This is a genomic window from Lysinibacillus sp. FSL R5-0849, from assembly GCF_038595075.1.
Taxonomy (GTDB): Bacteria; Bacillota; Bacilli; order Bacillales_A; family Planococcaceae; genus Lysinibacillus; species Lysinibacillus fusiformis.
In genome coordinates, this window is record NZ_CP152004.1 from 3,094,194 (window position 1) to 3,120,242 (window position 26,049).

A 26,049-nucleotide genomic window follows, 5' to 3' on the forward strand; every position below is an offset into this window, starting at 1 on the left:
AAATTTGATGAATAAACGAATTCTAGTAGTAGAAGATGATGTGGCCATTGCTAATTTAATAAAAATGACATTAGCTACCCAGCAGTATGAATTCGACATTGCCCAAGATGGGAATCGTGCACTTCAAAAGGCTATTACCATGAAACCAGATGTTTATATTTTGGATTTAGGACTACCGGACATAGATGGTGTAGAGCTTATTACAAAAATTAGAAGCTGGACTCAAACGCCCATTATTGTCGTCAGTGCCCGCGGGGAAGAATATGATAAGATTAACGCCCTGGATGCAGGTGCAGATGATTATGTCACGAAGCCATTCAGTGTGGAAGAATTATTAGCAAGAATTCGTGTTGCTTTAAGGAGAGCAGCCTATGAACATCCACCAGAACAGGAAAATTCAACTTTTACCAATGGTTATCTTCAAATTAATTATGTAGATCAAACAGTATTAGTAAATGGCAAAGAAATACATGTCACGCCTATTGAATATAAACTTTTAGTTGTTTTATCCAAGCATGTTGGGAAAGTTCTAACGCATAATTTTATTTTAAAGGAAATCTGGCACAATGCTCTACAATCAGATATTCCAAGTTTACGGGTGTTTATGGCGACACTTCGAAAAAAAATAGAAGCTGATCCAGCACAGCCTAAACTGATACAGACACATGTGCGGGTCGGTTATCGTATGCTTCGCTATCATGAAGATGAATAAGATAAGAGGATCGTAGCAGAAGGCATAGTTGCACTTCTGCTCTTTCATTGATGAATTCGCCTTATAAATTATCGCACCCTCCCATTAGCCTCTGCATATCATAGCTATAATCAGGTATGTCATCAATGAAAAACAAGTAGAAAGGAGATCATTATGGTATTTCGACCACCTTATCCATACCCTATGTATCCCGGTGGCATGAGAATGCCCATGCCAACACCACCACAGATGTCACCGCAGTCCTTTTTCCCGCCTGGAGGCTTCCCTGCTCAACCACGAATTCCAGGCGGCTTTCCAATGGCAAATGGAATAGGTTCCTTTGGAGGACAAATGCCGATGCCACCTGTGCAAGAAGCATCTAAAATCGGTTCATTCTTACAACAAGCAAATAGTTTATTTAATTCCGCTAAAACTTATACCCCTTATATTCAACAGGCGATGCCAATGGTTAAAAATATACCGTCCTTATTAAAATTATATAAAGGATTCCAAGGACTACCTTCGACGGGAGGCGGAGCGGCTGGCGCTGATCGTGCAGGCAGTGAAAGCAAGGCTGCTACAGGAACTAAGCGATCGGCAAGGCAAAGTACATCCGCATCATTTTCGCCTCCTGAACCAATTCCATCTAAACCACGTATTTTCCAGCCACCAATGTAAATGAACGTTTCTTTGTATTCGCCGCCCCTGTCCGTTATAATGTAGATAGGTAAAGCTTGAAAGGAGTCACAACCATGCAAGTATTAAAAATTAATCCACGTGGCTATTGCTACGGTGTTGTTGATGCGATGGTCATCGCACGAAACGCCGCACTTGATAAAACATTACCAAGACCTATCTACATTCTAGGAATGATTGTCCATAATAAACATGTCACAGACGCGTTCGAAGAAGATGGTATCATCACTTTAGACGGCGATAATCGCTTAGAAATTATCGAACAAGTTGAATCTGGTACTGTGATTTTCACAGCACATGGTGTCTCACCTGAAATTCGTGAAATTGCGAAGCGTAAAGGCCTAGTGTCCATTGATGCTACATGTCCTGATGTAACTGTTACTCACGATTTAATTCGTGAAAAATCTGCAGAAGGCTATGATATTATTTATATTGGGAAAAAAGGACATCCGGAACCTGAGGGTGCCATTGGCGTTGCACCTGATCATGTCCATTTAGTTCAATCTTCCAATGATATTGATGCGTTAAACTTAACGAACGATAAATTGCTTGTCACAAATCAAACGACAATGAGCCAATGGGATGTCGCCCATTTAATGGATAGTTTAAAAGAAAAATTCCCTCATATTGAGGTACACAAAGAGATTTGTTTAGCTACTCAAGTCCGTCAAGAAGCTGTTGCTAAGCAGGCAGGAGAAGCGGAACTATTGATTGTAGTAGGTGACCCTAAATCGAATAACTCCAATCGTTTAACGCAAGTTTCTGTTGAGATCGCTGGGACTCCTTCCTATCGTATCGCGGATGTTTCAGAGCTTAAAATAGATTGGTTAAAAGGTATTGATAAAGTTGCTGTGACAGCAGGTGCTTCAACACCAACACCTATTGTCAAAGAGGTCATTGCCTTCTTGGATCAATTTGATGAAAATGATCCATCCACACACGTTATCAAACGTACAGTAACATTAGATAAAATTCTACCGAAGATTAAAACACCTACACCTGTCGATAAAATTATGCCCCATTGATTACTAAAAAAAAATCCTGCTTGTCATGATGACAAACAGGATTTTTTTCTTTATTTACTAAAATAATAGTTTATCGGACGACCAATTCCACCATAATGGACATCCATCGTAATTTTCTCTTGTTTCTCTAAATAATCTAAATATCTTCTAGCTGTCACACGAGCAATACCAACGCCACTTGCAACTTCTTCTGCCGATGCACCATCTACCGATTGCAAAAAGTGCACCACTTTTTCCAGCGTTGTACGGTTAAAGCCTTTCGGAAGGTTTTTTTCTGTTTGTAATAAGGCAGACTGTTCCAAAGGGCTTTGTCCATCACGATAATGGAATAGCTGATCCAATTCACCTTGTGTCAGCTCGCGTTCCGTTTGCGTTTGTTTTTTAAAGCGTAAATAATTTTCAAGTGTCCCTTTGACACGTTCAAACGAAAAAGGCTTCATAATATAATCAAAAACACCTAGATGCAATACTTGTTTCACCGTGTCCATATCATTCGCTGCCGTGACAGTGATAACATCTACTGGTAAGTCCAGCTCGCGAATTTTATGTAAACTAGTGATGCCATCTTGCTCCGGCATAAAAATATCCATAAATACTAAGTCAGGCTGATGTTGACGAATTTGCATCACTCCATCTAAACCATTAGATGCTTGTCCAATCACCTGAAAGTGATCTACCTTTTCAATAAATTGACGATTCACCTCACGCACCATTGGATCATCCTCAATTAATAATACTTTGATTTGTACCATTATCAGCCCTCCATTCCAAAATTAATGCTTATGCATAGTAAAATGTTAGTAAAAAACTAGTCCCTTTATTTGGTTCACTGATGACTTCAATATCACCTTGTCCTTTTTCAACAATCTCTTTTATTAAAAATAGTCCTATTCCTCTGTATTTTTTCTCTTTTGTAGAATAGCCATTGTCAAAAATATGGCTCTTGATCTCATCTGTCATGCCAACACCGTTATCCGTGACAAGAATGGCTAAGACATCCTCGTCTTCATCGACAGAAACATGAATAACCTTTTCCTCCTCCTGTGTATCCCTTAATGCATCAAAAGCATTTTCTATTAAATTCCCAAATAGAATGACGAAATCATGATGATCTAAATTTGGTGGAAAAGATGTTAAGCGACTTTCACGGTCAATTTCCAGTCGGATTCCTTGTTCTTTAGCATAGGAAATTTTACTAAGTAATAGCCCTGATATATTTTCATTTTTAATACGTTCATTTAAAAAGTTAGTAATTTCATCGTGTTCTTTCTTTACTTGCGTTAAGTAGGATAAAGCCTGATCATGATGTCCAAGTTGTAAAAGTCCAGCTATCGTATGCAGTTTATTTTTATGCTCATGTGTTTGAACACGAAGCGCCTGGACAAATGCTCGTACCCCTGTCAGTTCTTCAGCAAGCTTTTTCACTTCTGTACGATCTTTAAACATGGCCACTGCTCCAACAGTTTCTCCATTAACCTGTATGGGAATGCGATTACTCATTATACTATGATCATTTATATACAACTCTCGGTTAAATAGAGGCTGATCAAGTTCCAAAATTTCAGGTAGTCTTGTATCCGGTAAGACGTGAAAAATTTTCTGACCAATCAAATTAGGTGGTTTTTCGTCAACCCCAAGTATTTCGCAGGCCTTCTCATTAAAAATGGTAATGGTCAAATCATTATCGATCGCAATAATCCCCTCATGCATCGCATTAAAGGTTTCCGTTCGTTCTACATACATTTTGGCAATTTCATGGGGCTCTAATCCAAACATTTGCTTTTTCATATGAAGCCCTAATGTTCGCGCACCCCATACGCTAAAGATTAAAGATAATAGTAAAGTAATGATCAGCTCCGTTTGCATCGATTGCAGTAATTCCGCCACCGTCAAAACACTATATCCAACGACCGTAACACCTATTTGTTGTCCTTGATTGTTCATGATTGGTACAAACGCTCGAACCATGTTGCCATGCTCCCCATGCGCGATTGACGTATAGTAATGTTCGGAAAAAGCAGCATTTAAATCGGCAGATTGCGAAATGCTACCCAGTTCCGCTTTATTGGGGTGAGAATACTTCTGTCTTTTCATATCCAAAACCACTATATATTGAGCACCATTTATATCTCGGATTTCTTCCACTACAGGGTTAATATGTTGTATGGCCATTTCAATGTTTTCGTGGGCAATATAGGTTTTGATTTCAGGAAGCTGCGCGACTGTTTTGGCTACTAGTAATGCTTGGTCACTAAGCTTGCTCTTTTGTTCATTCATCACATACCCCAACAAAAAAGTACCACCAATACTAAAGGAAAGCATGAGTATAAAAAAAGTCAGCGACATAATTTTTCTTTGCATCGATAACTTCTGAAATTTCAAGATAATCGCCTCCCCCCTACTATATTTTAGCTTACTCCATATGTTAGAATAACAAAAACAATAGAAAATACGAATAAATTGGGTGTATTCAATGAAAAAATTTATTATTGGAACGATTGTAACTGTCTTCTTTTTAGTGATCACCATTAGTGTTCAGCAAGGTTTGCTTTTCGCAAAGCCGCTTCCATACGATGATGAGCAAAAGGGGTTAGACACACAAATTACCATCCATCTAAGTCATGTAGTAGCTGAAAATACACCAAAAGGACAGGCTGCCAATAAATTTGCTGAATTAGTAGAAGAAAAGACGAAAGGCAAAGTCAAAGTGCATGTATACTCCAATTCCTCTTTATTTAATGATGAAAATGAGTTTCAGGCTTTGCAAAAGGGAGAAGTCGAAATGATTATCCCGACCTTTTCTAAGATGACAACATATGTGCCGAATTGGCAAGTTCTTGATTTACCCTTCCTGTTTAATACAAATAAAGAGGTACAAGAAGTTCTGACAGGAACGATCGGTGATCAATTATTAAACGAGCTAGAACCTATTCATATTAAAGGACTGGGCTTTTGGTACAACGGCTTTAAGCATCTAACCTCTGTTGATCACCCTATTCATACATTTGAAGATTTACAGGGTTTACGCATTCGCACAATGCCTAGTAAAACATTGGAAAAACAATTTGAAGTTTTGAAAGCAACGCCAATTCCGATTTCATTTAGTGAGGTTTATACAGATCTAGAGAAACACGCCATTGATGCACAGGAAAATACAGCCTCTAATATTTACTCAAAAGGTTTCTACAAAGTTCAAAAACATATGACCATCACACAGCATGGTATTTTAGGCTATGCGGTATTAATGAATGAAAGCTTTTGGGATTCCTTACCAGCGAAAATTCAACATCAATTGGCGGAGGCTATGAAGGAAACAACAGATTGGCAGTTTGAACAGGCTGCCCGTATGAATGAACAAGATATGTTAAAGCTTAAACAGCAAGATGATTTTGATGTTACTACAATGAGTCTTAAGGAAAGACAGCGCTTTAAGGAGCAGCTCTCCCCTGTCTATGATTTTTATAAAACCCAAACACAAAATGATGAGATTCTAACTGAGATTCAAAAAATTGTTGCACCATAATACTTTTGGTCATTAATGATAGATCCTTACATATCGTAAGTATCTTTTCTTTTGTATTATAATAGATTACCAAAATTCAAAACTACTATAAAACAGCCTGAAACCATTGCTATTACTGCATTTACCAACCCTTTCATTGAAAAATGAACAAAATGAACAATAGAAACATTACGGTCATAAAAACTATTGTCGGAAAATTTCAGCTATGATAACGACATGAAAACGTTCACACAATCTTCATAGATGTTGTAGGGGGAGAACTATATATGCGTATAAATTTTAAAAACTTAACAGTACAAGTATTGATTGCTATTGTACTAGGGATTATAGTAGGTGCAACGTTCCCAGAGTTCGGAGCAAAGCTAAAAATATTAGCGGATATATTTATTAAACTAATTAAAATGTTAATAGCACCCATTATCTTCTTAACGGTTGTAATTGGTATTGGTAGTATGGGTGATGTCAAAAAGGTTGGGAAAATCGGTGGAAAAGCTTTAATCTATTTTGAAATTGTTTCAACATTTGCCTTGGCGATAGGTCTTATCGTTGTCAATATTGTACAACCAGGTAAAGGCTTTAATACAGAAGCCGCGAACGGAGCAGATGTCTCTCAATATACAAATGCAGCGGCGGCAGAACACGGTTTGGGTGCATTTATTATGCAAATTATCCCTGATAATGTTGTGGGTGCTCTCGCAAATGGTGAATTACTACCTGTCTTATTCTCAGCTGTATTATTTGGATTAGCAGCGGCGGCGATTGGGGAACCAGCTAAGCCAGTTATTAAATTTTTTGAACAAGTTGCGGATATCTTCTTTAAAATCGTTAATATGGTAATGAAAATTTCTCCTATTGGCGCATTTGGTGCCATGAGTTATACAATCGGCAACTTTGGACTTAAATCTCTAGGCAACTTAGGATTTTTAATGCTCTCCGTCTATATTACAATGTTTATTTTTATCGTTGTCATCATCGGATTCATTTCACATTACTTCGGTTTTAGTATTTTTAAATTTATTAAATACATTAAAGATGAAATTTTCATCGTTATTGGTACATCTTCATCTGAATCAGCATTGCCTTCCATGATGCGTAAATTAGAAAACTACGGCTGTTCTAAGCAAGTTGTGGGGCTAGTTATACCAACAGGTTATTCCTTTAACTTAGATGGAACATCCATATACTTATCGATGGCAGCTATATTTATTGCCCAAGCTTACGGTGTTGATTTAGATATTTGGCATCAAATCACATTACTAGCCATTCTAATGCTTACATCTAAGGGGGCTGCGGGTGTCACAGGCTCTGGGTTTATTACACTTGCTGCCACATTAGCAGCATTTCCGATGATTCCCGTAGAAGGAATTGCAATACTAATCGGGGTTGACCGCTTTATGTCCGAAGCTCGAGCTGTTACAAATCTTATTGGTAATGGTGTGGCGACGGTAGTTGTTTCAAAAATGGAGAAGGAATTTGATACAGAGCAGGAAAAACGTGCTCTCTCAGGTCAAATCGCACAACCTTAAATAGTTAAAAAGGCTACTAAAAGCGAGATACTTGTCTCTCCTTAGTAGCCTTTTATATAGTCCATTTTTAGAAATTCATAGACACCACCATTTGTTGCTTGCATATAAGTATGAGCGTCTTTAAATCCTACCTTGCGATATAGCTTGATTGCACGTAGATTAAATGTGGCAACCGATAAGGTAATCATTTCGCATGGATAGTTTGCCAAGACAAAATCAATAGCATTTTTTAAAAAATCATAGCCTAGGCCTTTTCCTGTAAGACTAGGTTTCATGCCTAAGCCAATCTCCATCGTTTGGTCAGCAACCGTCATAATACTAAAATAAGCAGCTAGTTCTTGTTTTTTTAAGACTGCAAAAATATTTCCTCTTGTATACGGATTGAGAAATGCTTGTAAATCCTCCTGGTCAGCCTCCATATCATAGAAAGAATAGTCACCCTCATAATGCCAGTTATAAGCTATATCCTCAGCTTGTTCTTGTGTAATGGGTCGAAAACAATAGCTCAAAACTTTATCCTCCTGTAATTTTGTGAAACCTCTGGAATGACATACTCGTATACATAATGAATGGAGGTTTCTTTATGGCAACATTTACACTTCACTATCCAAAGGCCTTTAAAAGCTTTTCTGATATTCCTATTATAAATGAAAACAACGAAACAGTGTGTGTGCTTCAGAAAGTAGAGCGTTCTTCTACTGGTAAAGTTTTAAATGCCGTATTATTAGTTGCGGCACAGCAAACTTTACCCTATCGTTATGAAACACGAACAACTTTAGGTGCCCCCCTTTTTCAAGTACAATCTACTCTGTTAACAAAAGGGGTCAGTCATCAGCTTGTTATGCCTGATGGTAGCACCATACCAATTGTCCGAAAAACAGTTCAATTATTAGAATCCTCGTACACCTTTACTATGGACAATTTGGCATTCCGTTTTGAAAAGGATTTTACTGCTACCGTCTATTTATATTGTAATGATGAGAAAATTGCCAGTGCAAGCCCAATAGAGACCGAGCTCATACGGACGGGGCTAATGTTTAAACTTTTCCAAGCTGACGACATGCACTTTGTGGCACTCCTCGCAACACTCTATCAAGCTTTATTTGCCTTGAGTAAGTAAATGAGTCATGAATTTAGTTTCACATTAAGAACTTACATAGCAAAAAAGAAGGCATCTAGATTTAAAGTCTCGATGCCTTTTCAATTAATTTTTTCTCGCTCCCCATTTAATATATGAATGACATAGGAATCGCTTTGACTCACATTTGTTTGGACAATTTTTTTTACTGCACCTTCCATCTTAGTCGCTAGTTGAAGTGCCTCCGCATTGTCACCTTTTATAGTTGTTTGAATCGTAATGGTTGTTCGATTTTCTAGTATTAAATATTCGTATACATCAAATGATTGTAGCCCTTTAATTAAATCTTCAATTAATAGATTAATATCATTCCCCATCGCTTTATTTCCATCCAGCAATGACGTAAATTCCCATCTTTCAAAGAAAATCGGGTAATCCTTTAAGGCAGAAGTTTTTATAGCGCTTTTTGCAATAGCTTCCATATCTGTTTTAACCGACTGAACATACTCTTCTCCCCCTACAATTTGGATGACCAATTCCTTTTCCGCAGTTGTTTTAACATCTATACCGACGTATTTTTCAAGGAGCTTATCTTTTAATAGTGATAAACTCAACTCTTCTTTCGTAATTATTGGTCCTTTCTCGATATTGGCTTCTAAAGGCTTACCATCTACATATTTATTAAACAGGATGATGATCGCGATAATGACCAGCATTAATCCTGTAACGACTCCTATCCGTTTCACAATGAAATCCCCCCTGTTAGGAAGGTATGAGCTCTGCAAATACAATATTCACCGTTTTCTATCACTGTTTTATAATTACTATGAAATAGACCATTTCTGACATTGCTTAATTTCCCTCACATATTCCGGAACACGAAATAAATTTGCTATGTTTTGTCCTTTTTGTGTCATGATTTTTAAAAAGGAGTACACTTAAGGGGTAGTAATTCTATATTTTTGGAGGGTTTTAAATGGATGCAAAAGCAGCAGAAATTAAAAATATTATGACCTTGAATCTACTCGTACAAATTCTAAAAGAGCGTGGCATTTTAACAGATAAGGAATTAAAGGAACGACTCTCAAATACGGTCAAACTATCCTCTATGGATGCTGATTTAAAAGAAAAGGTTATTGAAGAAATCGAACATTAATGGGAGTGATTCCAACAAAAACAACCGCTTCCATGCTGTGAATATAGCTGAAAGCGGCTGTCTATATATTTGCTTTTAAGAAGAAAATAAGCACTTTAATATGCCTAGTGTCATAATATTATGATCGAATTGTTTTCAAAGCTGTTGACCAAGGAATAAGCTGATCTAACATTTGATGAACTGAATCTGCCTGCACCTCTTTTGGCTTAAAGACTGAGCCGTTTTCAAAATCAGTAAATAATGATAAAGCTGGATGAACTCGAACATCGGCAACTAGTAATTCTCCAAGAATCCCTCGTAAATGCTCCGCAGCACGTGCTCCTCCAACTGAACCATAGGAAACGATACCCGCAGCTTTATTGTTCCATTCTACTCGTAAAAAGTCTAATGCATTTTTTAGTGCACCTGTAATTGAATGGTTATACTCTGCTACAATAAAGACAAAGCCGTCACATGCAGCTACTTTCTCGGACCATGTCGCTACTCCAGAAGTATCTCCCCCTGGCTCTCCAAGAAACGGTAATTTAAAATCAGCGATATCAATTATTTCATACTCCGCATCACGGCGTTTTTCTGCGACTTCCTTTACCCACGCTCCCACTTGTGGACTAACACGACCTTCTCGCGTACTTCCTAAAATAATACCGATTTTTAACATATGACCCTCCTCGTTTTCCCATTCATTTTGTGAAATCATCGTCATTCCATGTACGCGAACAACACTCGTAACCATTTTGGTCAGATACATACAGCTTTATTCATGGCCTCTATGTAGTCGCTATGAATATTTTGAATTAAACAATCTTTAATTCAAGATTAAATTACCATATTTTTTTATTTTCTGTCAATTATTTAAATTTGTAGCTTTTTTAACTAGCTTACTTTAATTTAATGGGCTGCTCCAGTGCGTCTAATTCTTCTTCCATGGAGGTAAATTGTCTTTCCACTACATATTTTGCGTCAGATACTGCTGCGTTATAAATATAGGGGGCGATATTTTCCTTGATAAAATCTAACACACGCTCTGCTTCAAATTCACTAATGTCTTCATCACGATGCGTGTAGAAAAATCGCTGAATATCAGCCACTATCATTTCTTGCTGATCTTTAGTTAAACGAATAAACAAGATATATCTCTCCATTTCTGCTAATTGATTTCATGCTCATTTTATCATTATCCCTCTATTCTTGGCATACAAAAAGGATGAACACTACCTAGTAATGTTCATCCTTATATTATTGTTTACATTCAAATGAATAACTCGTGGAAAGGAAGTTTTTTTCCTTTGATATAATAGCTTGACCCCCATCGTCTTCACATTGTACGGTCATGGCATCAATTTTCTTTTCATTCATCATATTCGTCATAACCGTCATCCCTATACCAAAAACAGCGATGAATAAACCGATTATAATCCACAGTTTACCAGCCTTATTACCAGCAGGTCTTTCATTAGCCACATCTATTCCCCTCGCTTAAACAAATAAAAATGGTTCTGTATGGATGGTCGATTGTACAAATTCAACCACATATTTTTTATCCGCACATAGCTTTGTCATTTTCTCCGCTACTCCTGCAATCATCACTTTTTCTACATGATGACCAGGATCTACAATTTGCAGATCCATCGCTTGAGCATCCTGTGCTGTATGGAAGTACATATCACCCGTTAAAAAAACATCTGCTCCTGCACGTTTCGCTGCATAAATATACTTATTACCATCTCCACCAACAAGCGCAACCTTCTTAATCTTCGACTGTAAATCACCTACGACACGAACCGCTGGAACCTGTAACTGCTGCTTCACGAACTCTGCGAATTGTTGCAAGGTCATTTCCTTAGCTAAGTGACCTACACGCCCTAATCCCATTTTATTCGTTTGCTGTTCAAGACGAATGACATCATAGGCTGGCTCTTCATACGGATGACTAGTAAGCATTGCCTTTAAAACACGGTTTTTCATTGATTCAGGAAATACGACTTCTACCTTTACTTCCTCTTCAACATGTAATTCACCAACTGACCCAACAAATGGCTTGGCACCTGCTAACGCACGGAAACGTCCTTCACCAGCAGTTGTATAACTACATGCTTCATATTCTCCAATGCGCCCTGCTCCAGCCTTTGCTAGCGTCTCGCGTAAATCCTCAGCATTTGCAGACGGGATAAAAACAGCAAGCTTTAAAAGATGTTCGGAGTACGTTTCTTCTAGTATTGTACGGTCCTGTAGTTGAAGCGCATCTGCTAATAAATCATTAACTCCACCTTCAGCTACATCTAAATTTGTATGCGCCGCATAAACAGCGATATCATGTTTAATGAGCTTTTCATATAAGCGCCCTGCTGGATCGTCTGTACGAATATTCGCTAGACGTCTAAAAATTGGAGGATGATGTGCAATGATCAGCTCACATCCTTTTTCAATGGCCTCATTCGCAACAGCTTCATTGACATCTAAAGTGACTAATACTTTGCTAACAGGTTTATTGAGTGTACCAATCGCTAAACCGATTGGATCATTCTCCATGCAAGCTAGTTTTTTAGGCGACCATGATTCAAATACTTGAATAATTTCTTGACCATTTACCGACTTCATTTTACAAAACTCCTTCTACTAATTGAATAAGAGCCAATAACTCTGCACGTTTTTCTTCAATTTCAGGTGTTTGTTCTGCATCTTTTATGGATTGTAACACACGTTGCCAATTTTCTTTTTCCCGCGTCCATTTTTTTATAAATGCCGGTGCTTTACGGGTACTTAATTTAGGACCAAATAAAATCTCTGTTGGCGAAAGCTCCATTTGTGCTCTTTGCAACACAAGAATTTCATAGATTTTATCATCTTCCTCTAAAATTTCTTCATCGAGAATAGCCCAATTATGTGCTAAAGCCCACTCACGGATTACCTTGGCATGAATATTCGGTTGTAATATGAGACGTGTGACTCCTTGCAGCTTTTCAGGATGCTTCTCTAAAATAGAGACAATTAAGGGACCGCCCATTCCAGCAATCGTTACTGTATCGACATGGTCATTCAATTCTATTGCTGCTAAGCCATCTGCTAGACGTACCGTAATTTCTTTGTTTAATCCTTCTTTTTGTACTTGTCCCACTGCTGATTCATAAGGGCCTGCTACTACTTCTCCTGCTATCGCTGAAGAAGCTACTCCTTGATGAATTAAATAGCAAGGCAGATAGGCATGGTCACTACCTATATCCGCTACTACCGCTCCTGTGGGAACAAATTTTGCTACCATTTCTAATCGTTTCGAAAGTTTTTGTGCGTTCATTTTATACCGCCTACCTTAAATAGAGTCCATTACTAGTATGGATGATGTCGTGAAAAAAAACAAATGGAGTTGTCTCACAGTATTCATGTGGACAACCCCATTTCATGATTCTTTACATTTAAAAAGTAGCTGTACTATTTCAGTACAGCTACTTGTCAGTCATACTATTCTAAAGTAGAAATGTATTCAGCAATAGCTTTTGCTTCTGCTTCAGTTTTCATGTTTGGTTGCATTGGAGTACCTTCGATACCCTTTGTTAAAACTTCAACGATATGGGCTTCATCTAAGCCATGTAGGTTTGGACCCATACTACCAGTTAAATCACCACCGTGACAACCAATACAAGATTGTACTAGAGCTGCACCATCATCATTTGCGTCTGTAGTTTCAGTAGTTTCGCCACCGCCCTCATGTTCAGCAGCAATTTCTTTCTTGTTATCTGCACCTTGTAAAGACATGAAGAAAATAAGACCAATACCAAATGCCAGAATTAAGATGTAAGGAACGACTGGATTGTTTTTCATAAGTTTCCCCTCCTCATTTTAAGTCTACTTCTATTATAATATAGAATCAGTCAACATCTAATATTGTACTTCATTAACAAAGAAACGAAAAGCCCTATTCGCTAAGTTGTCCTTTGTTTGTAACAAATTCGACATTTCTGTATCTATTGGATAAAATATGTCTTGCCAAACCAAATTTTGGGCAATTTCACAACTTTTTTTCATACTGTTATCATACCCTTTGCATACATTCATATACCAAAAAAATAAAAAATCCGCACACATGATATAAAGTGTGCAGATCATTTATAAGGGTCAAAAAATTACAATAAGTTTATGATATAATAGCCAATCAGTGCTAGTAATCCTAAAACACCGGAGACTGTGAAATAGAGTAGCTTCATTTTAATACCTGACCAAAGCCAAATAAGACAATTGGCTGCAATCAAGCAAAATAAAACGATATTATCTCCACTAAAATATGTAGTGCACACACGGATAGATATACTAAATAATAGGATGGCGGCAAGTAAATGAAATATAGGAGCTAATAGATGTTTTTTTTGCGCCATTTGGAACGCAGCGATAAATAATATGCATGCACCTATACCTACGACAACGGTTAAAATCAGTGTTAATGCTTTTATTGTAAAATAGATAGCCAAAACAGCTATTATAGCGATACATAGACTTGCTACCAAAAGAAGCATCTTTCTTTTTTCAGATGGCAAGATTGCTTGTTTAGGATCTTGAACCGGTTCTAACTCCTCTATATCAGCCCCCTCTGTATAAAGAGCTGCTAAAAAGTCACAATAGTGCTCTGGTAATAGCTTATTTTGCTTCCAAAACAAAATTTCATTTAGAATAATTTTTTTCCGGGGATTCGTCATCATGTTAACTCCAAACATTGCTTAATAATGGTTGCATTACAATTTTATCTCACAGCCTTCGGAAATACATCTGTATAAAGTCGCAAATCTCTCATTCCCTTCATTCTAATTATCTATTATTAGCTGAAACAAGATTGGGGAATAACGGGGCTATTTACCTTTTCAATGGTATAAAAAAGGAGCGATCCAACTAGGTATTTTCACACTAGTAGGATAGCTCCACCTATTTAAATTATTCTAAGAAGTCTTTTAGACGCTTACTACGAGAAGGGTGGCGTAATTTTCTTAGAGCCTTCGCTTCAATTTGACGAATACGTTCACGTGTTACGCCAAAAACCTTACCTACCTCTTCTAAAGTTCTTGTACGACCATCATCTAAACCAAAACGTAAACGAAGTACGTTTTCTTCACGGTCTGTTAATGTATCAAGGACATCTTCTAGCTGTTCTTTTAACAATTCATAAGCTGCATGGTCAGATGGAGATTGTGCTTCAGAATCCTCGATAAAGTCTCCTAAATGGGAATCATCTTCTTCTCCTATCGGTGTTTCAAGAGATACTGGTTCTTGTGCAATTTTTAAAATTTCGCGTACTTTTTCTGGCGTTAAATCCATTTCTTCGCCAATTTCTTCTGGAGAAGGTTCTCGGCCAAGATCTTGTAAAAGTTGACGTTGTACACGTATTAATTTATTAATGGTTTCGACCATATGAACCGGAATCCGAATTGTACGTGCTTGGTCTGCAATGGCACGCGTAATAGCCTGACGAATCCACCATGTTGCGTACGTAGAGAATTTAAACCCTTTACGGTAATCAAATTTCTCAACGGCCTTAATAAGACCCATATTCCCCTCTTGAATTAAATCAAGGAATAGCATTCCACGACCTACATAACGTTTAGCGATAGATACTACCAGACGTAAGTTTGCTTCTGCAAGACGTTTACGTGCTTCTTCATCACCTTGCTCAATACGCTCAGCAAGTGCGATTTCTTGCTCTGCAGATAGTAAATCAACTCGACCGATTTCCTTTAAATACATACGCACAGGGTCATTGATTTTAACACCTGGTGGTACACTCAAATCATTTAAGTCGAAAGTCTCTTCGTTCGCTTCTTCTTTCATTAGACTTTCTTCTTCAAATTCTTCTTTTCCAATGATTTGAATGTCTTTATGCTTTTCAAGATCCTCAGCAAAATGGAAAATTTCTTCATTTTCCAATTCATAAGGTGTTAGTTTCTCTGAAATTTCTTTCATAGAAATTTCACCCTCTGTTTTTGCTTTTTCTTGTAGGAATTTTTTTGCATCATCTAATGTAATTTCTACTTCTATCTCTTTTGAACGTTCTGACTTGTCCGCCATAAACCTTCCTCCTTCTAAACAACCGAATCGGGTTAAATCGCCGATAACGATTTTCTTAAATGAATAATCTGTTGGGCGATTTCAAGTGCACGTGCATACTCATGCATCTTCTCCGCTTCCTTTGACTCATGCATCTTTTGATAAATTTCTTGCTCAATTCTATATTTTTGAAGCTGACGGATTGAGTCCACAACCTCTGCCTCTGCTTGATCAGGATCTCGCTCGACTAAAGCCGCTTCCATAACAATTTTCCGTAATTCAGCGTCATCCAAAATCTCCATAAAGCGTTGATAATCAGGATGACCATATTCCTCATAAAATCCTACTAAGCGAACAAAAACAGCCATATAAGCATCTCGAACAAATGGCTCTTTTTGCTCACTCCGTAATACCCTGTCCACTACATCTATATTATGAAGCATATGAGCCAGTAATAAACGTTCGGCACGTTCAGCAGCATCCATAGGCTTTTGTTGTTGCGTGACTGGCATTGAAGGCGTTTGTGTCGGCATTTCTGGTTTTGCAGAACGTACCTGATTCGCCTCCAGCTTTCGGAATTGGGCATAAATGGCTTCTTCCGAAATATTTGTTTCATTTGATAGCTGTCGTATATACAAATCTCGTTCAACTGGCGACGATCTACCTATGAGCTGTTCAAGGACTTCTTGTATATATTGAAGCGTATCATTTTCAAATTGAAAGTTCTTATTTCGTCTAGCATGCATCATCATAAAAGCAATATACGCATGAGGGTTTTCCAAAATTTGTTCCTTAAATGCTTGTCCGCCTAACGTGCGAATATATTCATCAGGGTCCAATTTTTCTGGTAAAACAGCAATATCAACTTTCATGCGCTCCGTATGCAAAAGCTGCGCCGCTCTTTTCGCTGCATCAAATCCAGCATTATCACCATCATAGCAAATCGTAATTTGCTCAACTAAGCGCTTAAGCTTTGTGATATGCTGATTTGTTAGCGAGGTACCCATTGTTGCTACGGCATTCATAACACCTACAGAGTTAGCTGCTAACACATCCATAAAACCTTCCATCAATACTACTTGACGATTTTTTCTGATAGAAGTTCGTGCTTTATCTAGGTTATAGAGCACTTCACTTTTCTGAAATATTGGTGATTCTGGACTATTTAAATATTTCGCTTCCTCACCCGTTGATGAAAGTATTCGTCCTGAGAAGGCAATAATTTTACCATTCTCATCTCGAATCGGGAACATGATCCTTCCTCTAAAACGATCAAAATAACGTTCTTCTCCCTCTCGCTTAATAATTAGCCCACTTTCCGCCATTTCTTGTAAGTTATAACCTTTTCTTTCAAGCAATATGGTTAGGGCGTCAAAGCTTGGGAGAGACCAACCGATGTTATTAGATTCTATAAGCTCCCTTGTAAATCCTCTTTCTAGCAAATAATTTAAAGGTTCTTCGCCATCCTCTGTATTTAACAGTAGATGGTGGAAAAAATCTGCTGTAAAAGCGTGTGCTTCTTTCATCCTTTCTTCCGCTTTAGAAATCTTTTTTGTTCCCCCGGGAAAACTTGGCTCAACATCTAAATGTATGCCAGCTCGTTCTCCAAGTTTCACAACTGCATCAGGAAAAGATATGCCTTCAATGTCCATTACAAAAGTAATGGCATTTCCCCCTGCACCACATCCAAAGCAATGGAATATTTGCTTGTCCGTTGATACAGAGAAAGACGGTGTTTGTTCTCCATGGAATGGACAGAGGCCAAACCAATTTCGCCCACGCTTGGTCAGCTGCATGTATTCACTAATAACATCAACGATATCCGATTGTGTACGAATCTGTTCAATTACTTCCTCTGGAATCTTCCCTGCCAAATCCATCATCACCATCTTTAATAATTACGTTCTAGAAACACAATTCGCTATTCGTTTTAAAATTCCTTTATTTCTCGACAAAAAATTAGGATTTTTCTCTTATAAATATTTTTACCACAATTTTATTATTATAAAACAAAAATTAGTTTTTATCTATACTAATTTCAAAATCCACTCAAAAAAACCGCCTCTATCACCGAGGTGGTTTATTTTCGTACAATTTATTTGCAAGTCAAAATATGTTCTATGATAGTATTTGCTGTCTCTTCCACAGCTTTATTAGTCACATCTATTACTCGACAGCCTATTTTGCCGACAATCTTTTCAAAATGTTGAATCTCTTCTAAAATACGATTATGTTGCGCATAGATGGCATCATCATTTAATCCGAGAGACATTAATCTTTCTTTCCTTATAGAATTTAACTTCTCAGGAGAGATGATTAACCCAAAACATTTTTTAGGGTCCAACTGTAATAGCTCTTCAGGTGGTTCTACTTCAGGAACTAAAGGAACATTCGCCACCTTATACTTTTTATGTGCTAAATATTGTGAAAGGGGCGTTTTAGATGTTCGGGATACGCCTACCAACACGATATCAGCTTGTAATAATCCACGGGGATCACGACCATCATCATATTTTACTGCAAATTCAATGGCTTCAATTTTTTTAAAATAATCATCGTCAAGCATATGAACAATTCCAGGTGTCTCCAATGGATTTTCTTCCATAAAGGTTGCCATTGATTGTAATGCAGGACCTATTATATCGACTGCATGTATCTTTTCCTGTTCACATAAATCACGTAATAGCTTTCGCATTTCTTGACGAACAAGTGTGTAAACAATAAATGCTTGTTGTTGTGCTGCAAGGAAAACAATCTTACGAATAAGCTCCTCCGATTGAATATGTGGAAATCGTCGGATAACAGTATTCTCTAGACCGGGTCGAAACTGGCTAATTACTGCTTTTGCAACTTGGTCGCCAGTTTCACCAACAGAGTCAGATACAACAAATACGCGTAGTCTTTTCATGCAGCTCTCCTTCAAATTTAGTCATTTTGCGCAAGAGATAAGAAAGCTCGTGTAATCGTTGTTTTTGTAAGACGGCCTATAATCGTCAAACCACCCTCTTGTGGTTCAACTACTGGTAGCGAATCAACTTCTCGTTCAATGAGCTTGTTCGCGGCAACAACCAAAGAATCTGATCTTTCACAGTACGAAATATTAGGCATACGTGTCATAATTATATGTACAGGAATTTTATTTAAATCCTGCGTGCCAATACTTGTACGCAGTAAATCTTTGCGAGATAGTACGCCTGTCAAAAACTCATTCTTATCTACGACAAAGAGTGTACCAACATCTTCTGAAAACATAAAGCAAATTGCATCATAAACCGTCATTGTTTCTGGGACAACTACAGGGCCTGAATGAAAATCCTTTACTTTTAAATTGTGAATACTATCCATCAATGTAACGGATGCCTTTTTCCCTGAATAGAAATAACCAACTCGTGGTCTTGCATCTAAAAATCCCGCCATCGTAAGGATCGCTAAATCTGGTCTTAAAGTCGCTCTAGTCAGATTGAGACGTTCTGCAATATGTTCCCCAGTAATAGGGCCGTTTTCTTTCACAATTTGTAAAATGTTTTCCTGACGTTTATTGAGTTCGATTGGACTCACCGCCTCAAATCTAATAGTGTTATACTTATGCTCAATTATTATATACTATAGAATGATAGGTATGCAAAGTATTACACTAATTCTATACAAAAGGTGTTATAATAATGCTTTGCATAATTAAAGCAGTATTTCAATTATACAACATACTGCATATAATAGCAGTAATCTGTATTAAGTTATGGCGGATATGTGTAGAGGATTTTAGATTAAGGGTAATTTCTTTAATTTGTATTTTTGTCATGAAGGCTACACGACTTGTTGAATCGCTTATAAACGAGCATCATCAATCATGCTATTAACACTATTCGTATTCCTCTGGAAGTTCTAAAATCAATTATCAAAAGCCTTTACGGCCGGTTGTTGAACACTTCAAATTGTCCAAGCCAATATTCTTTATACTACGGCTCTCATGCAAGGATTCTTGCTGAGGAGAAGTAGTATTTTTTGGTTCTCCATAATAGTTCAAATGACTATCATTGCTTCATTGGAGTAACATCATACAAAATAAAAAGGTATCGTAAAAACAGGTCGTATTTTAAACGAATAAATTAAATGTATTGAAAAAACCTCCTCCACTTTGCATCTAAGCTGATATAAAAGCACCTCTTCCGAAATTCACATTGTCGACTGTAACATTTTTTCACTTGTTCATACTCTGTTCATACTATCGTCACTGGCAGTACATCTCCGTTGTATAAGCTTTCCTTAGGACCCGTTAAGAGGTCCCATTAACAGCTAATGAAAGGAGAAGATTTAAATGATAATGAGAAAGGCAATGAAAATGAGGATGGGCACTAAAACATCAATCCTTGTAATCCTCATGCTAACTATACTAGCCCCCACGTCTACAATGGCCACAACTGCCGTCAATAACAGTGGTAGTCTTACATTTGAGGCGACCAAAGAAGTAGGCATAGAAAAAGCTAAGCTCCTAACTGAAACGTACGGCGCTACAAGTTTGCAATACGCACTCATCGATGATGGAGAAATTGTCATTTCAGGGCATGCTGGCAAAAACGATTTAAATGGCAATAGACCGTTTACTGCTAATACAATGTACGGTATAGGTTCTACGAGCAAAATGATGCTCACAGCGGCTGTTATGAAGCTTGTCGACGAAGGTAAGGTAGAGTTGGATTTGCCCGTAGTGAACTATATACCTGATTTTAAGATGAAAGACGACCGTTACAAACAAATTACACCTCGTATGCTCCTGAATCATTCCTCTGGCCTGCTAGGAACTTCGTCGCTAAATACCTTTTTATATGACGATAACGATTCATATGCATATGATTCTTTGCTAGAGCATTTAGCCACTCAAAACTTAAAGGCTGATCCGGGAGCATTTTCGGTTTACTGTAACGATGGTTTTACGTTAGCTGAAATTCTAATAGAACGAGTAAGTGGTATGAGCTTCACCGCATTTATCAGCAAGTATTTGACAGAGCCTCTAGAAATGAGCCATACGAAAACACCGAAGAATCTAGTGGATTCTTCAAAACTAGCGGGGATCTACTCCCCTGCCTTTAACGGACAACTACCTGCAGAAAATACTAACATTATTGCTACGGGCGGCATATACTCCACAGCTGAAGATCTCGTTAAATTCTCACAAATATTCACAGGACAGGTGAGTGATATTCTTACTCGTGAATCAGTAGAAGCCATGGCACAAGATGAGTATAAAAGAGGCATGTGGCCTGAGGAAGCTGATCCATCTTTCGTCGCTTACGGGCTAGGCTGGGATAGTGTACGCTTGTTCCCATTCAGTGAATATGGCATCAAGGCACTTACGAAAGGTGGAGATACATTATCTTATCATTCTTCATTAGTTGTACTTCCGGAATACAACATGGCTGCGGCTGTTGTCTCCTCAGGAGGTCAAAGCTTATTAGATCAACTGTTAGCTAATGAAATTCTGCTTAGTGCACTTCAGGAAAAAGGGATTATTCATGAACAGAAGCCGAAAAAGTCCCATGGCGTGCCTATAAAGGCTAAAATGCCACAGGAGTTATCGCAGCATGCAGGTATTTATGGTGGTATTTCAAGTGCGTTAATGAAGGTAGAAATTAATTCTCATGGTGAATTGTCTGTATCTATGCTTACGGTTCCTAATAACCCTATCCAAACGTATTCATATACAGCAGATGGTTCATTTGTGAACAAGGAAGGGACAGAAAAGATAAAGTTCATAGAGGAGAAAAATGGACACACCTATTTATGGTCCAGCTTGTATTTTAATGTACCGGGTCTTCCCCAAACAGCTGTCTCAGAGTATAAAGCTGAAAAGCTAGAAGCCAATATCTTAACGAAAGACATAGCTTCCGTATGGGAGAAACGTGAAGGGGAAAAATATTATTTGATGAATGAAAAATATTCATCGATGCTCTACACTAATTCTGCACCAACTGTAACAATTGATACGATTAAAGATGTTCCAGGCTATTTGTTAACTAATAAAATTATTGGAGCAAACCAAGCAGTTAACCAGCTACAAATCCCTGGCATGGCTGGTCGAGATACTATGGAAATTGAATTTTTCAAGAAAAATGGAGTGGAATATTTTACAGTAGCAGGAGGTTTATACGGTCACGAGGAGCTTGTAAAACCGCTCTACCCCGGCAAACAATCTGTCACAACGATCCAAGCGGACGGCCATGCTAAATGGTTTTCAGTACCAACAAATGCAAAAGAAAAAATCATGACAGTTAAAATGCCGTCCAATGGCTCCTTTGCTGTATACGACCAAGCAGGTAATTGCGTGAACTATACTGTCGTTAGTGGTATAAACGAAGTCTTATTACCAGAAAACGGTAGAGTTGTATTTGCAGGAGAAGTAGACGCCAAATTTGAGATTTCATTAAAAAAATAAATGTCCGCTTATCTAAAAAACTGTCCTTCAGTCATTATTGACCGTATGGGACAGCTTTTTGGGAGGACTAGAAAAAGCCCCAAACAATATTTAGCTAAAATTCACAGTCCCCTCGTGTGACGAGGCTGTTGACCGTCAAAACTGGTTTATGGCCTTCTGAACATCATATGTTCTCTATACAGTTTAAAAATGATTGCGAATCAATGAATTACGTGCTACAATGTTGACACATACGCTGGCTCTATTTATATTTTCGAGCAAATTGCGTTATACAGGCGATGATGGGAAAAAAGTATCTGTTCCATTCAAGAGCGAGTAGAAGATGGTGAAAGTCTACATAGCAACAGAGAAAAGGCACTCCTTGAGCTAACTTTTTGAAAAGAGGTTTTAAACGTTTTGTTTAAAACAATCAGGGTGGAACCGCGGGTATTAGCACTCGTCCCTGGGCATACATTGTGCCCGGAGACGGGTGCTATTTTCATTTAGTCAACACTGAATGAAAAGCTTTAGCGTTTTACCGCTAAAAAGGTGAAAAATTTTGAAGGAGGCTATTTTATGGCTAACAAATCAATGGAAACAATTGTATCATTAGCAAAACACCGAGGCTTTGTCTTCCCAGGCTCAGAAATCTACGGTGGTCTAGCAAACACTTGGGATTACGGTCCACTTGGTGTTGAATTAAAAAACAATATTAAAAAAGCTTGGTGGCAAAAATTCGTTCAGGAATCAGAGCACAATGTTGGTATCGATGCTGCCATCTTAATGAACCCAAAAGCTTGGGTGGCTTCTGGTCACGTTGGGAACTTTAATGATCCAATGATCGACTGTAAATCATGTAAGGCTCGCCATCGCGCTGATAAAATCATTGAAGACGCAGCGTTAGCAAAAGGTGATGAAATCATTGTTGATGGTATGACATTTGATCAAATGAAAGAAACAATGATTAAATACGATGTAGTTTGCCCTGATTGTGGAAAAGATGATTTCACAGATATTCGCCAATTCAACCTAATGTTTAAAACATTCCAAGGTGTAACAGAGTCTTCTACAAACGAGATTTTCTTACGTCCAGAAACAGCACAAGGTATTTTCGTAAACTTTAAAAATGTTCAACGCTCTATGCGTAAACGTACTCCTTTTGGTATTGCACAAGTTGGTAAATCTTTCCGAAACGAAATTACACCAGGTAACTTTACTTTCCGTACACGTGAATTCGAACAAATGGAACTTGAATTCTTCTGTAAGCCAGGCGAGGATCTTGAATGGCACTCTTATTGGAAAGAATTCTGTAAAAATTGGTTATTAAACCTAGGCATGAAAGAAGATTCTATGCGTCTTCGCGATCACGAGGATGATGAGCTGTCTCACTACTCTAACGCGACAACGGATATCGAATTTAAATTCCCATTTGGCTGGGGAGAGCTTTGGGGTATCGCTGACCGTACAGATTATGATTTGAAACAACATATGGAGCATTCAGGTGAAGATTTCACTTATATTGATCCTGTTTCAAATGAACGTTATATTCCTTATTGTATCGAACCATCTTTAGGGGCTGACCGTGTGACATTAGCATTCCTATGCGATGCCTATGATGAAGAGGAGTTGGAAGGTGACGATAAACGTACTGTTTTACGTTTCCACCCAGCAATTGCACCATTTAAAGCCGCTGTTCTACCTCTTTCTAAAAAATTATCTGATGAAGCTACAGACGTTTGGGCTGAACTTCGCAAAGCGTTCCCTGTTGATTTTGATGAATCACAATCAATCGGTAAACGTTACCGTCGCCAAGATGAAATCGGTACACCATTCTGTATCACATACGATTTTGACTCAAAAGAAGATGGCCAAGTGACAGTACGTCACCGCGATTCTATGACACAAGTTCGTATGCCAATTTCAGAAGTTAAAGCCTATATTGAAAAACATCTTCAATTTTAATAGTTAAAATAAAGAGGGGGGTCGCCATTACTGGCAACTCCCTCTTCTTATGCTTTGTAAGTTGAAAATAAACGCTCTTGCATTTTTTCCTCAAATGAAAACTTTTTCACACTCATACCTATTAAGCTAACAAGTAATTCCTCTATATCGGCTAATGAATAATAGAGAAAGGCCCCTTCTCGCATTGGACGAACTCGCTTTTCAACGGTTTGTTCATCTTCAATAAAATAAGCGACATTGACATCACAATGCCCCATTAGCTGTGTAATACGTTGATCATCACCTGGATTAATGAAGAAAGGCACAATTTTATCAATATACAGAATGCTTTGCACAAGCTTAATGAAGAAGTTTTCACGAAGGGTTGTTTCCACAACTAGAATGGTCGTTTTTTCATGCTGATAATCCATATACAGAACGTTTAATTGTTCTTCTAATAATTTCTTTAAAATAGTAATAGAATTTCTATATTTCGTCATATCCGTTTGTATTTCTCTCGTTAACAGACGTAATATGCGAAAAGCTGGTAAAAATATTCTTAGGACAATTTCTTTCGGGTGTAAATGATCTATTAATTTACTAAAATGCATTCTTAGATTATTTTCATCACATCTGATTAATTGCTCCACGAATAGGTTAAAAATCTCTTCAAAGCTATTTGCACGATAATCAATCATTTTGGCTATTTTAACACTATAGTTCAAGGGTAGGTTCATTGATGTTTGCTCATCTAGTAATTTCACCTTGGGCAATGTAGGAAATAAATCGTAAACAAGCTCTACTTGTGCACTACGATTATCAGATAGCATCACAACAGAGTTAACGGGATAGATGCCTAAACATTCTACAAATTTATGCATGAATTTTTCGTTATATAAATGCCGGTCCTTGTATAAAACAGCTAACGCATCCGTTGCTCCATAACCATCGTGATAAACTCGCTTAGACGTCATCGCAGAATACACATCAATAATTTGTAGCAACTGTACTCCTTCACTCATATCATCCGCACAAAGCTGATTAGGATAACCTTTCCCAGCAAAGCGCTCATGATGGTCTCGCGCTAAATAGGCGATATCTTCCTCTTCATTTTCGATAAGCAGCTCATAGCCCTTTGTTGTGTGTGTTTTAACAATTTCAAACTCATCTTCTGAGAGCTTACGCTTTAAATTTAAAATTTCTTGGGGGATAAAGACCTTCCCAATATCATGGAACAAATAACCTCTTGCTAATGTTTCGATATCTGTTAACCCCAAATATCTAGCAAAAATGGTTCCTAATACAAATACATCAAATGAATGGACAAAAGAATACTCATCCCATTCCTTTAAACGCATAAGTAACTCATAGCGATGTTTTTCTTCTAAAATTTTTTCAAAAACACCGCGAACATAAGCGGTATCTTGTATGCTTTTTAAAATTTGACCATAACGCAATTCATGGACAACATTCTCTAGAGTTGTCATAAAAAGTTGATGGACGGTTTCTTTATAGTCATCGATTGGATCTTTTTCCTCCATTAGTGGTGAAAATAAATCCTCGTATTCTCTCGTTCGCTGAGCACTTAAATCATGGACAATTCGAACTGAATCCGATGGTAGATAGACAGATAATTCATCTACTTTTCGAAGTTTAAGTAAAGCAATAATTCGCTCCGTTAAAACTAAATCCTTCTTAGCTAATAAACGATAATCTGAAAAGATATCTTCCGCTAAAATATCATCCGCTTCAACTTCACGAATACTTAAGGTTACTTTTCGTAGCATATTTTTGCCACATACGCTATGTACTAAGCACTATGTGACTCCCTCCTTCTTCCATAGGACTGCGTTATTCTGATAAACGTATAAAAATACGCTTTGCTGATAGAGGCTTGTTTTCTATTTCATAGGCATGTCAGATCTATATTAAGTACATTTATTTCGACAGGGGATTAAACGACTAAATTATATTAAAAAA

General features: G+C 37.7%; 25 protein-coding genes. 9 read left to right on the forward strand and 16 right to left on the reverse strand.

The genetic code is table 11. From position 1 onward, the window contains the following. Positions 1-7: 7 nt before the first annotated feature. The 3 genes from MKY80_RS15170 to MKY80_RS15180 all read left to right on the forward strand — a co-directional run bounded on the left by MKY80_RS15170 (position 8) and on the right by MKY80_RS15180 (position 2,412). Positions 8-712, forward strand: a complete 705-nt coding sequence (locus MKY80_RS15170) for a response regulator transcription factor (protein ID WP_008178419.1) — start codon at positions 8-10, stop codon at positions 710-712. A gap of 153 nt (positions 713-865) precedes the next feature. After that, positions 866-1,369: a VrrA/YqfQ family protein gene (vrrA, locus tag MKY80_RS15175; RefSeq protein WP_089986138.1), complete on the forward strand. Its 504-nt coding sequence runs from the start codon at positions 866-868 to the stop codon at positions 1,367-1,369. 74 nt (positions 1,370-1,443) lie between these two features. Continuing rightward, positions 1,444-2,412, forward strand: coding sequence for a 4-hydroxy-3-methylbut-2-enyl diphosphate reductase (locus tag MKY80_RS15180; RefSeq protein ID WP_008178424.1), 969 nt, complete (start codon positions 1,444-1,446; stop codon positions 2,410-2,412). 50 nt (positions 2,413-2,462) lie between these two features. Here the strand turns inward: MKY80_RS15180 and MKY80_RS15185 are convergent, their stop codons facing one another. Then, positions 2,463-3,164 carry a response regulator gene (locus MKY80_RS15185; protein WP_342530019.1) on the reverse strand — a complete coding sequence of 234 codons (702 nt, stop codon included), beginning with the start codon at positions 3,162-3,164 and terminating at the stop codon, positions 2,463-2,465. Between the two features lie 28 nt (positions 3,165-3,192). Then, positions 3,193-4,734 carry a sensor histidine kinase gene (locus MKY80_RS15190; protein ID WP_170844117.1) on the reverse strand — a complete coding sequence of 514 codons (1,542 nt, stop codon included), beginning with the start codon at positions 4,732-4,734 and terminating at the stop codon, positions 3,193-3,195. A 151-nt stretch (positions 4,735-4,885) separates the two neighbouring features. On the opposite strand from MKY80_RS15190, the gene MKY80_RS15195 reads away from it, so the two are divergent. Both MKY80_RS15195 and MKY80_RS15200 read left to right on the forward strand, forming a co-directional pair. Beyond that, positions 4,886-5,935 carry a TRAP transporter substrate-binding protein gene (locus MKY80_RS15195; protein ID WP_089986140.1) on the forward strand — a complete coding sequence of 350 codons (1,050 nt, stop codon included), beginning with the start codon at positions 4,886-4,888 and terminating at the stop codon, positions 5,933-5,935. A 266-nt stretch (positions 5,936-6,201) separates the two neighbouring features. Next, positions 6,202-7,461, forward strand: coding sequence for a dicarboxylate/amino acid:cation symporter (locus MKY80_RS15200; RefSeq protein WP_342530021.1), 1,260 nt, complete (start codon positions 6,202-6,204; stop codon positions 7,459-7,461). A gap of 41 nt (positions 7,462-7,502) precedes the next feature. Here the strand turns inward: MKY80_RS15200 and MKY80_RS15205 are convergent, their stop codons facing one another. Continuing rightward, complete coding sequence (locus MKY80_RS15205) at positions 7,503-7,970, reverse strand: GNAT family protein (RefSeq protein ID WP_008178433.1); 468 nt, start codon at positions 7,968-7,970, stop codon at positions 7,503-7,505. Positions 7,971-8,044: 74 nt separating this feature from the next. Between MKY80_RS15205 and MKY80_RS15210 the strand changes: the two genes are divergently transcribed. After that, positions 8,045-8,581, forward strand: coding sequence for a hypothetical protein (locus MKY80_RS15210; RefSeq protein ID WP_090002537.1), 537 nt, complete (start codon positions 8,045-8,047; stop codon positions 8,579-8,581). Positions 8,582-8,661: 80 nt separating this feature from the next. Here the strand turns inward: MKY80_RS15210 and MKY80_RS15215 are convergent, their stop codons facing one another. After that, positions 8,662-9,285, reverse strand: coding sequence for a hypothetical protein (locus MKY80_RS15215; RefSeq protein ID WP_258954722.1), 624 nt, complete (start codon positions 9,283-9,285; stop codon positions 8,662-8,664). A gap of 230 nt (positions 9,286-9,515) precedes the next feature. Here MKY80_RS15215 and MKY80_RS15220 point away from each other — a divergent pair, with 230 nt between their 5' ends. Continuing rightward, a complete protein-coding gene (locus MKY80_RS15220) occupies positions 9,516-9,695 on the forward strand; it encodes a hypothetical protein (protein WP_008178439.1) in 180 nt (59 codons plus the stop codon). A 118-nt stretch (positions 9,696-9,813) separates the two neighbouring features. Here the strand turns inward: MKY80_RS15220 and MKY80_RS15225 are convergent, their stop codons facing one another. The 11 genes from MKY80_RS15225 to MKY80_RS15275 all read right to left on the reverse strand — a co-directional run bounded on the left by MKY80_RS15225 (position 9,814) and on the right by MKY80_RS15275 (position 19,277). After that, positions 9,814-10,353 carry an NADPH-dependent FMN reductase gene (locus MKY80_RS15225; RefSeq protein ID WP_085961723.1) on the reverse strand — a complete coding sequence of 180 codons (540 nt, stop codon included), beginning with the start codon at positions 10,351-10,353 and terminating at the stop codon, positions 9,814-9,816. 220 nt (positions 10,354-10,573) lie between these two features. Continuing rightward, entirely contained in the window at positions 10,574-10,822 is a 249-nt protein-coding gene (locus tag MKY80_RS15230; RefSeq protein ID WP_342533068.1) for a DUF2164 domain-containing protein, read from the reverse strand. A gap of 109 nt (positions 10,823-10,931) precedes the next feature. After that, complete coding sequence (locus MKY80_RS15235; protein ID WP_008178444.1) at positions 10,932-11,156, reverse strand: hypothetical protein; 225 nt, start codon at positions 11,154-11,156, stop codon at positions 10,932-10,934. A gap of 15 nt (positions 11,157-11,171) precedes the next feature. Continuing rightward, entirely contained in the window at positions 11,172-12,293 is a 1,122-nt protein-coding gene (locus MKY80_RS15240) for a Nif3-like dinuclear metal center hexameric protein (protein ID WP_008178447.1), read from the reverse strand. Between the two features lies 1 nt (position 12,294). Beyond that, a complete protein-coding gene (locus MKY80_RS15245) occupies positions 12,295-12,987 on the reverse strand; it encodes a tRNA (adenine(22)-N(1))-methyltransferase TrmK (RefSeq protein ID WP_008178449.1) in 693 nt (230 codons plus the stop codon). Between the two features lie 164 nt (positions 12,988-13,151). Continuing rightward, positions 13,152-13,511 (reverse strand): cytochrome c550, encoded by a 360-nt coding sequence (cccA, locus tag MKY80_RS15250; RefSeq protein WP_008178451.1) that lies wholly within the window; start codon positions 13,509-13,511, stop codon positions 13,152-13,154. Between the two features lie 302 nt (positions 13,512-13,813). Continuing rightward, positions 13,814-14,398, reverse strand: a complete 585-nt coding sequence (locus tag MKY80_RS15255) for a hypothetical protein (protein ID WP_258954940.1) — start codon at positions 14,396-14,398, stop codon at positions 13,814-13,816. 214 nt (positions 14,399-14,612) lie between these two features. Next, positions 14,613-15,740 (reverse strand): RNA polymerase sigma factor RpoD, encoded by a 1,128-nt coding sequence (gene rpoD / locus MKY80_RS15260; RefSeq protein WP_004227165.1) that lies wholly within the window; start codon positions 15,738-15,740, stop codon positions 14,613-14,615. Positions 15,741-15,772: 32 nt separating this feature from the next. Then, positions 15,773-17,599: a DNA primase gene (dnaG, locus tag MKY80_RS15265; RefSeq protein WP_233301486.1), complete on the reverse strand. Its 1,827-nt coding sequence runs from the start codon at positions 17,597-17,599 to the stop codon at positions 15,773-15,775. Positions 17,600-17,814: 215 nt separating this feature from the next. Next, positions 17,815-18,627 carry a pyruvate, water dikinase regulatory protein gene (locus MKY80_RS15270; protein WP_008178459.1) on the reverse strand — a complete coding sequence of 271 codons (813 nt, stop codon included), beginning with the start codon at positions 18,625-18,627 and terminating at the stop codon, positions 17,815-17,817. 17 nt (positions 18,628-18,644) lie between these two features. Then, complete coding sequence (locus MKY80_RS15275) at positions 18,645-19,277, reverse strand: helix-turn-helix transcriptional regulator (protein ID WP_008178461.1); 633 nt, start codon at positions 19,275-19,277, stop codon at positions 18,645-18,647. Positions 19,278-20,034: 757 nt separating this feature from the next. On the opposite strand from MKY80_RS15275, the gene MKY80_RS15280 reads away from it, so the two are divergent. Both MKY80_RS15280 and MKY80_RS15285 read left to right on the forward strand, forming a co-directional pair. Beyond that, positions 20,035-22,149, forward strand: coding sequence for a serine hydrolase domain-containing protein (locus MKY80_RS15280; RefSeq protein WP_342530033.1), 2,115 nt, complete (start codon positions 20,035-20,037; stop codon positions 22,147-22,149). A gap of 555 nt (positions 22,150-22,704) precedes the next feature. Beyond that, complete coding sequence (locus MKY80_RS15285) at positions 22,705-24,090, forward strand: glycine--tRNA ligase (RefSeq protein WP_043990484.1); 1,386 nt, start codon at positions 22,705-22,707, stop codon at positions 24,088-24,090. A gap of 47 nt (positions 24,091-24,137) precedes the next feature. On the opposite strand, the gene MKY80_RS15290 is transcribed toward MKY80_RS15285, so the two are convergent. Beyond that, positions 24,138-25,856: an HD domain-containing phosphohydrolase gene (locus tag MKY80_RS15290; RefSeq protein WP_089986145.1), complete on the reverse strand. Its 1,719-nt coding sequence runs from the start codon at positions 25,854-25,856 to the stop codon at positions 24,138-24,140. Positions 25,857-26,049: the final 193 nt, after the last annotated feature.

What these genes read in the sequence shown, in the direction of transcription:
- MKY80_RS15285 (WP_043990484.1), top strand. Translation starts at nt 22,705, where the DNA reads ATGGCTAACAAATCAATGGAAACAATTGTATCATTAGCAAAACACCGA.
- MKY80_RS15240 (WP_008178447.1), bottom strand. Translation starts at nt 12,293, where the DNA reads ATGAAGTCGGTAAATGGTCAAGAAATTATTCAAGTATTTGAATCATGG.
- MKY80_RS15210 (WP_090002537.1), top strand. Translation starts at nt 8,045, where the DNA reads ATGGCAACATTTACACTTCACTATCCAAAGGCCTTTAAAAGCTTTTCT.
- MKY80_RS15245 (WP_008178449.1), bottom strand. Translation starts at nt 12,987, where the DNA reads ATGAACGCACAAAAACTTTCGAAACGATTAGAAATGGTAGCAAAATTT.
- MKY80_RS15180 (WP_008178424.1), top strand. Translation starts at nt 1,444, where the DNA reads ATGCAAGTATTAAAAATTAATCCACGTGGCTATTGCTACGGTGTTGTT.
- MKY80_RS15220 (WP_008178439.1), top strand. Translation starts at nt 9,516, where the DNA reads ATGGATGCAAAAGCAGCAGAAATTAAAAATATTATGACCTTGAATCTA.
- MKY80_RS15280 (WP_342530033.1), top strand. Translation starts at nt 20,035, where the DNA reads ATGATAATGAGAAAGGCAATGAAAATGAGGATGGGCACTAAAACATCA.
- MKY80_RS15225 (WP_085961723.1), bottom strand. Translation starts at nt 10,353, where the DNA reads ATGTTAAAAATCGGTATTATTTTAGGAAGTACGCGAGAAGGTCGTGTT.
- MKY80_RS15185 (WP_342530019.1), bottom strand. Translation starts at nt 3,164, where the DNA reads ATGGTACAAATCAAAGTATTATTAATTGAGGATGATCCAATGGTGCGT.
- MKY80_RS15170 (WP_008178419.1), top strand. Translation starts at nt 8, where the DNA reads ATGAATAAACGAATTCTAGTAGTAGAAGATGATGTGGCCATTGCTAAT.
- MKY80_RS15255 (WP_258954940.1), bottom strand. Translation starts at nt 14,398, where the DNA reads ATGTTTGGAGTTAACATGATGACGAATCCCCGGAAAAAAATTATTCTA.
- dnaG (WP_233301486.1), bottom strand. Translation starts at nt 17,599, where the DNA reads ATGGATTTGGCAGGGAAGATTCCAGAGGAAGTAATTGAACAGATTCGT.
- vrrA (WP_089986138.1), top strand. Translation starts at nt 866, where the DNA reads ATGGTATTTCGACCACCTTATCCATACCCTATGTATCCCGGTGGCATG.
- MKY80_RS15290 (WP_089986145.1), bottom strand. Translation starts at nt 25,856, where the DNA reads ATGCTACGAAAAGTAACCTTAAGTATTCGTGAAGTTGAAGCGGATGAT.
- MKY80_RS15195 (WP_089986140.1), top strand. Translation starts at nt 4,886, where the DNA reads ATGAAAAAATTTATTATTGGAACGATTGTAACTGTCTTCTTTTTAGTG.
- MKY80_RS15200 (WP_342530021.1), top strand. Translation starts at nt 6,202, where the DNA reads ATGCGTATAAATTTTAAAAACTTAACAGTACAAGTATTGATTGCTATT.
- MKY80_RS15270 (WP_008178459.1), bottom strand. Translation starts at nt 18,627, where the DNA reads ATGAAAAGACTACGCGTATTTGTTGTATCTGACTCTGTTGGTGAAACT.
- cccA (WP_008178451.1), bottom strand. Translation starts at nt 13,511, where the DNA reads ATGAAAAACAATCCAGTCGTTCCTTACATCTTAATTCTGGCATTTGGT.
- MKY80_RS15190 (WP_170844117.1), bottom strand. Translation starts at nt 4,734, where the DNA reads ATGCTTTCCTTTAGTATTGGTGGTACTTTTTTGTTGGGGTATGTGATG.
- rpoD (WP_004227165.1), bottom strand. Translation starts at nt 15,740, where the DNA reads ATGGCGGACAAGTCAGAACGTTCAAAAGAGATAGAAGTAGAAATTACA.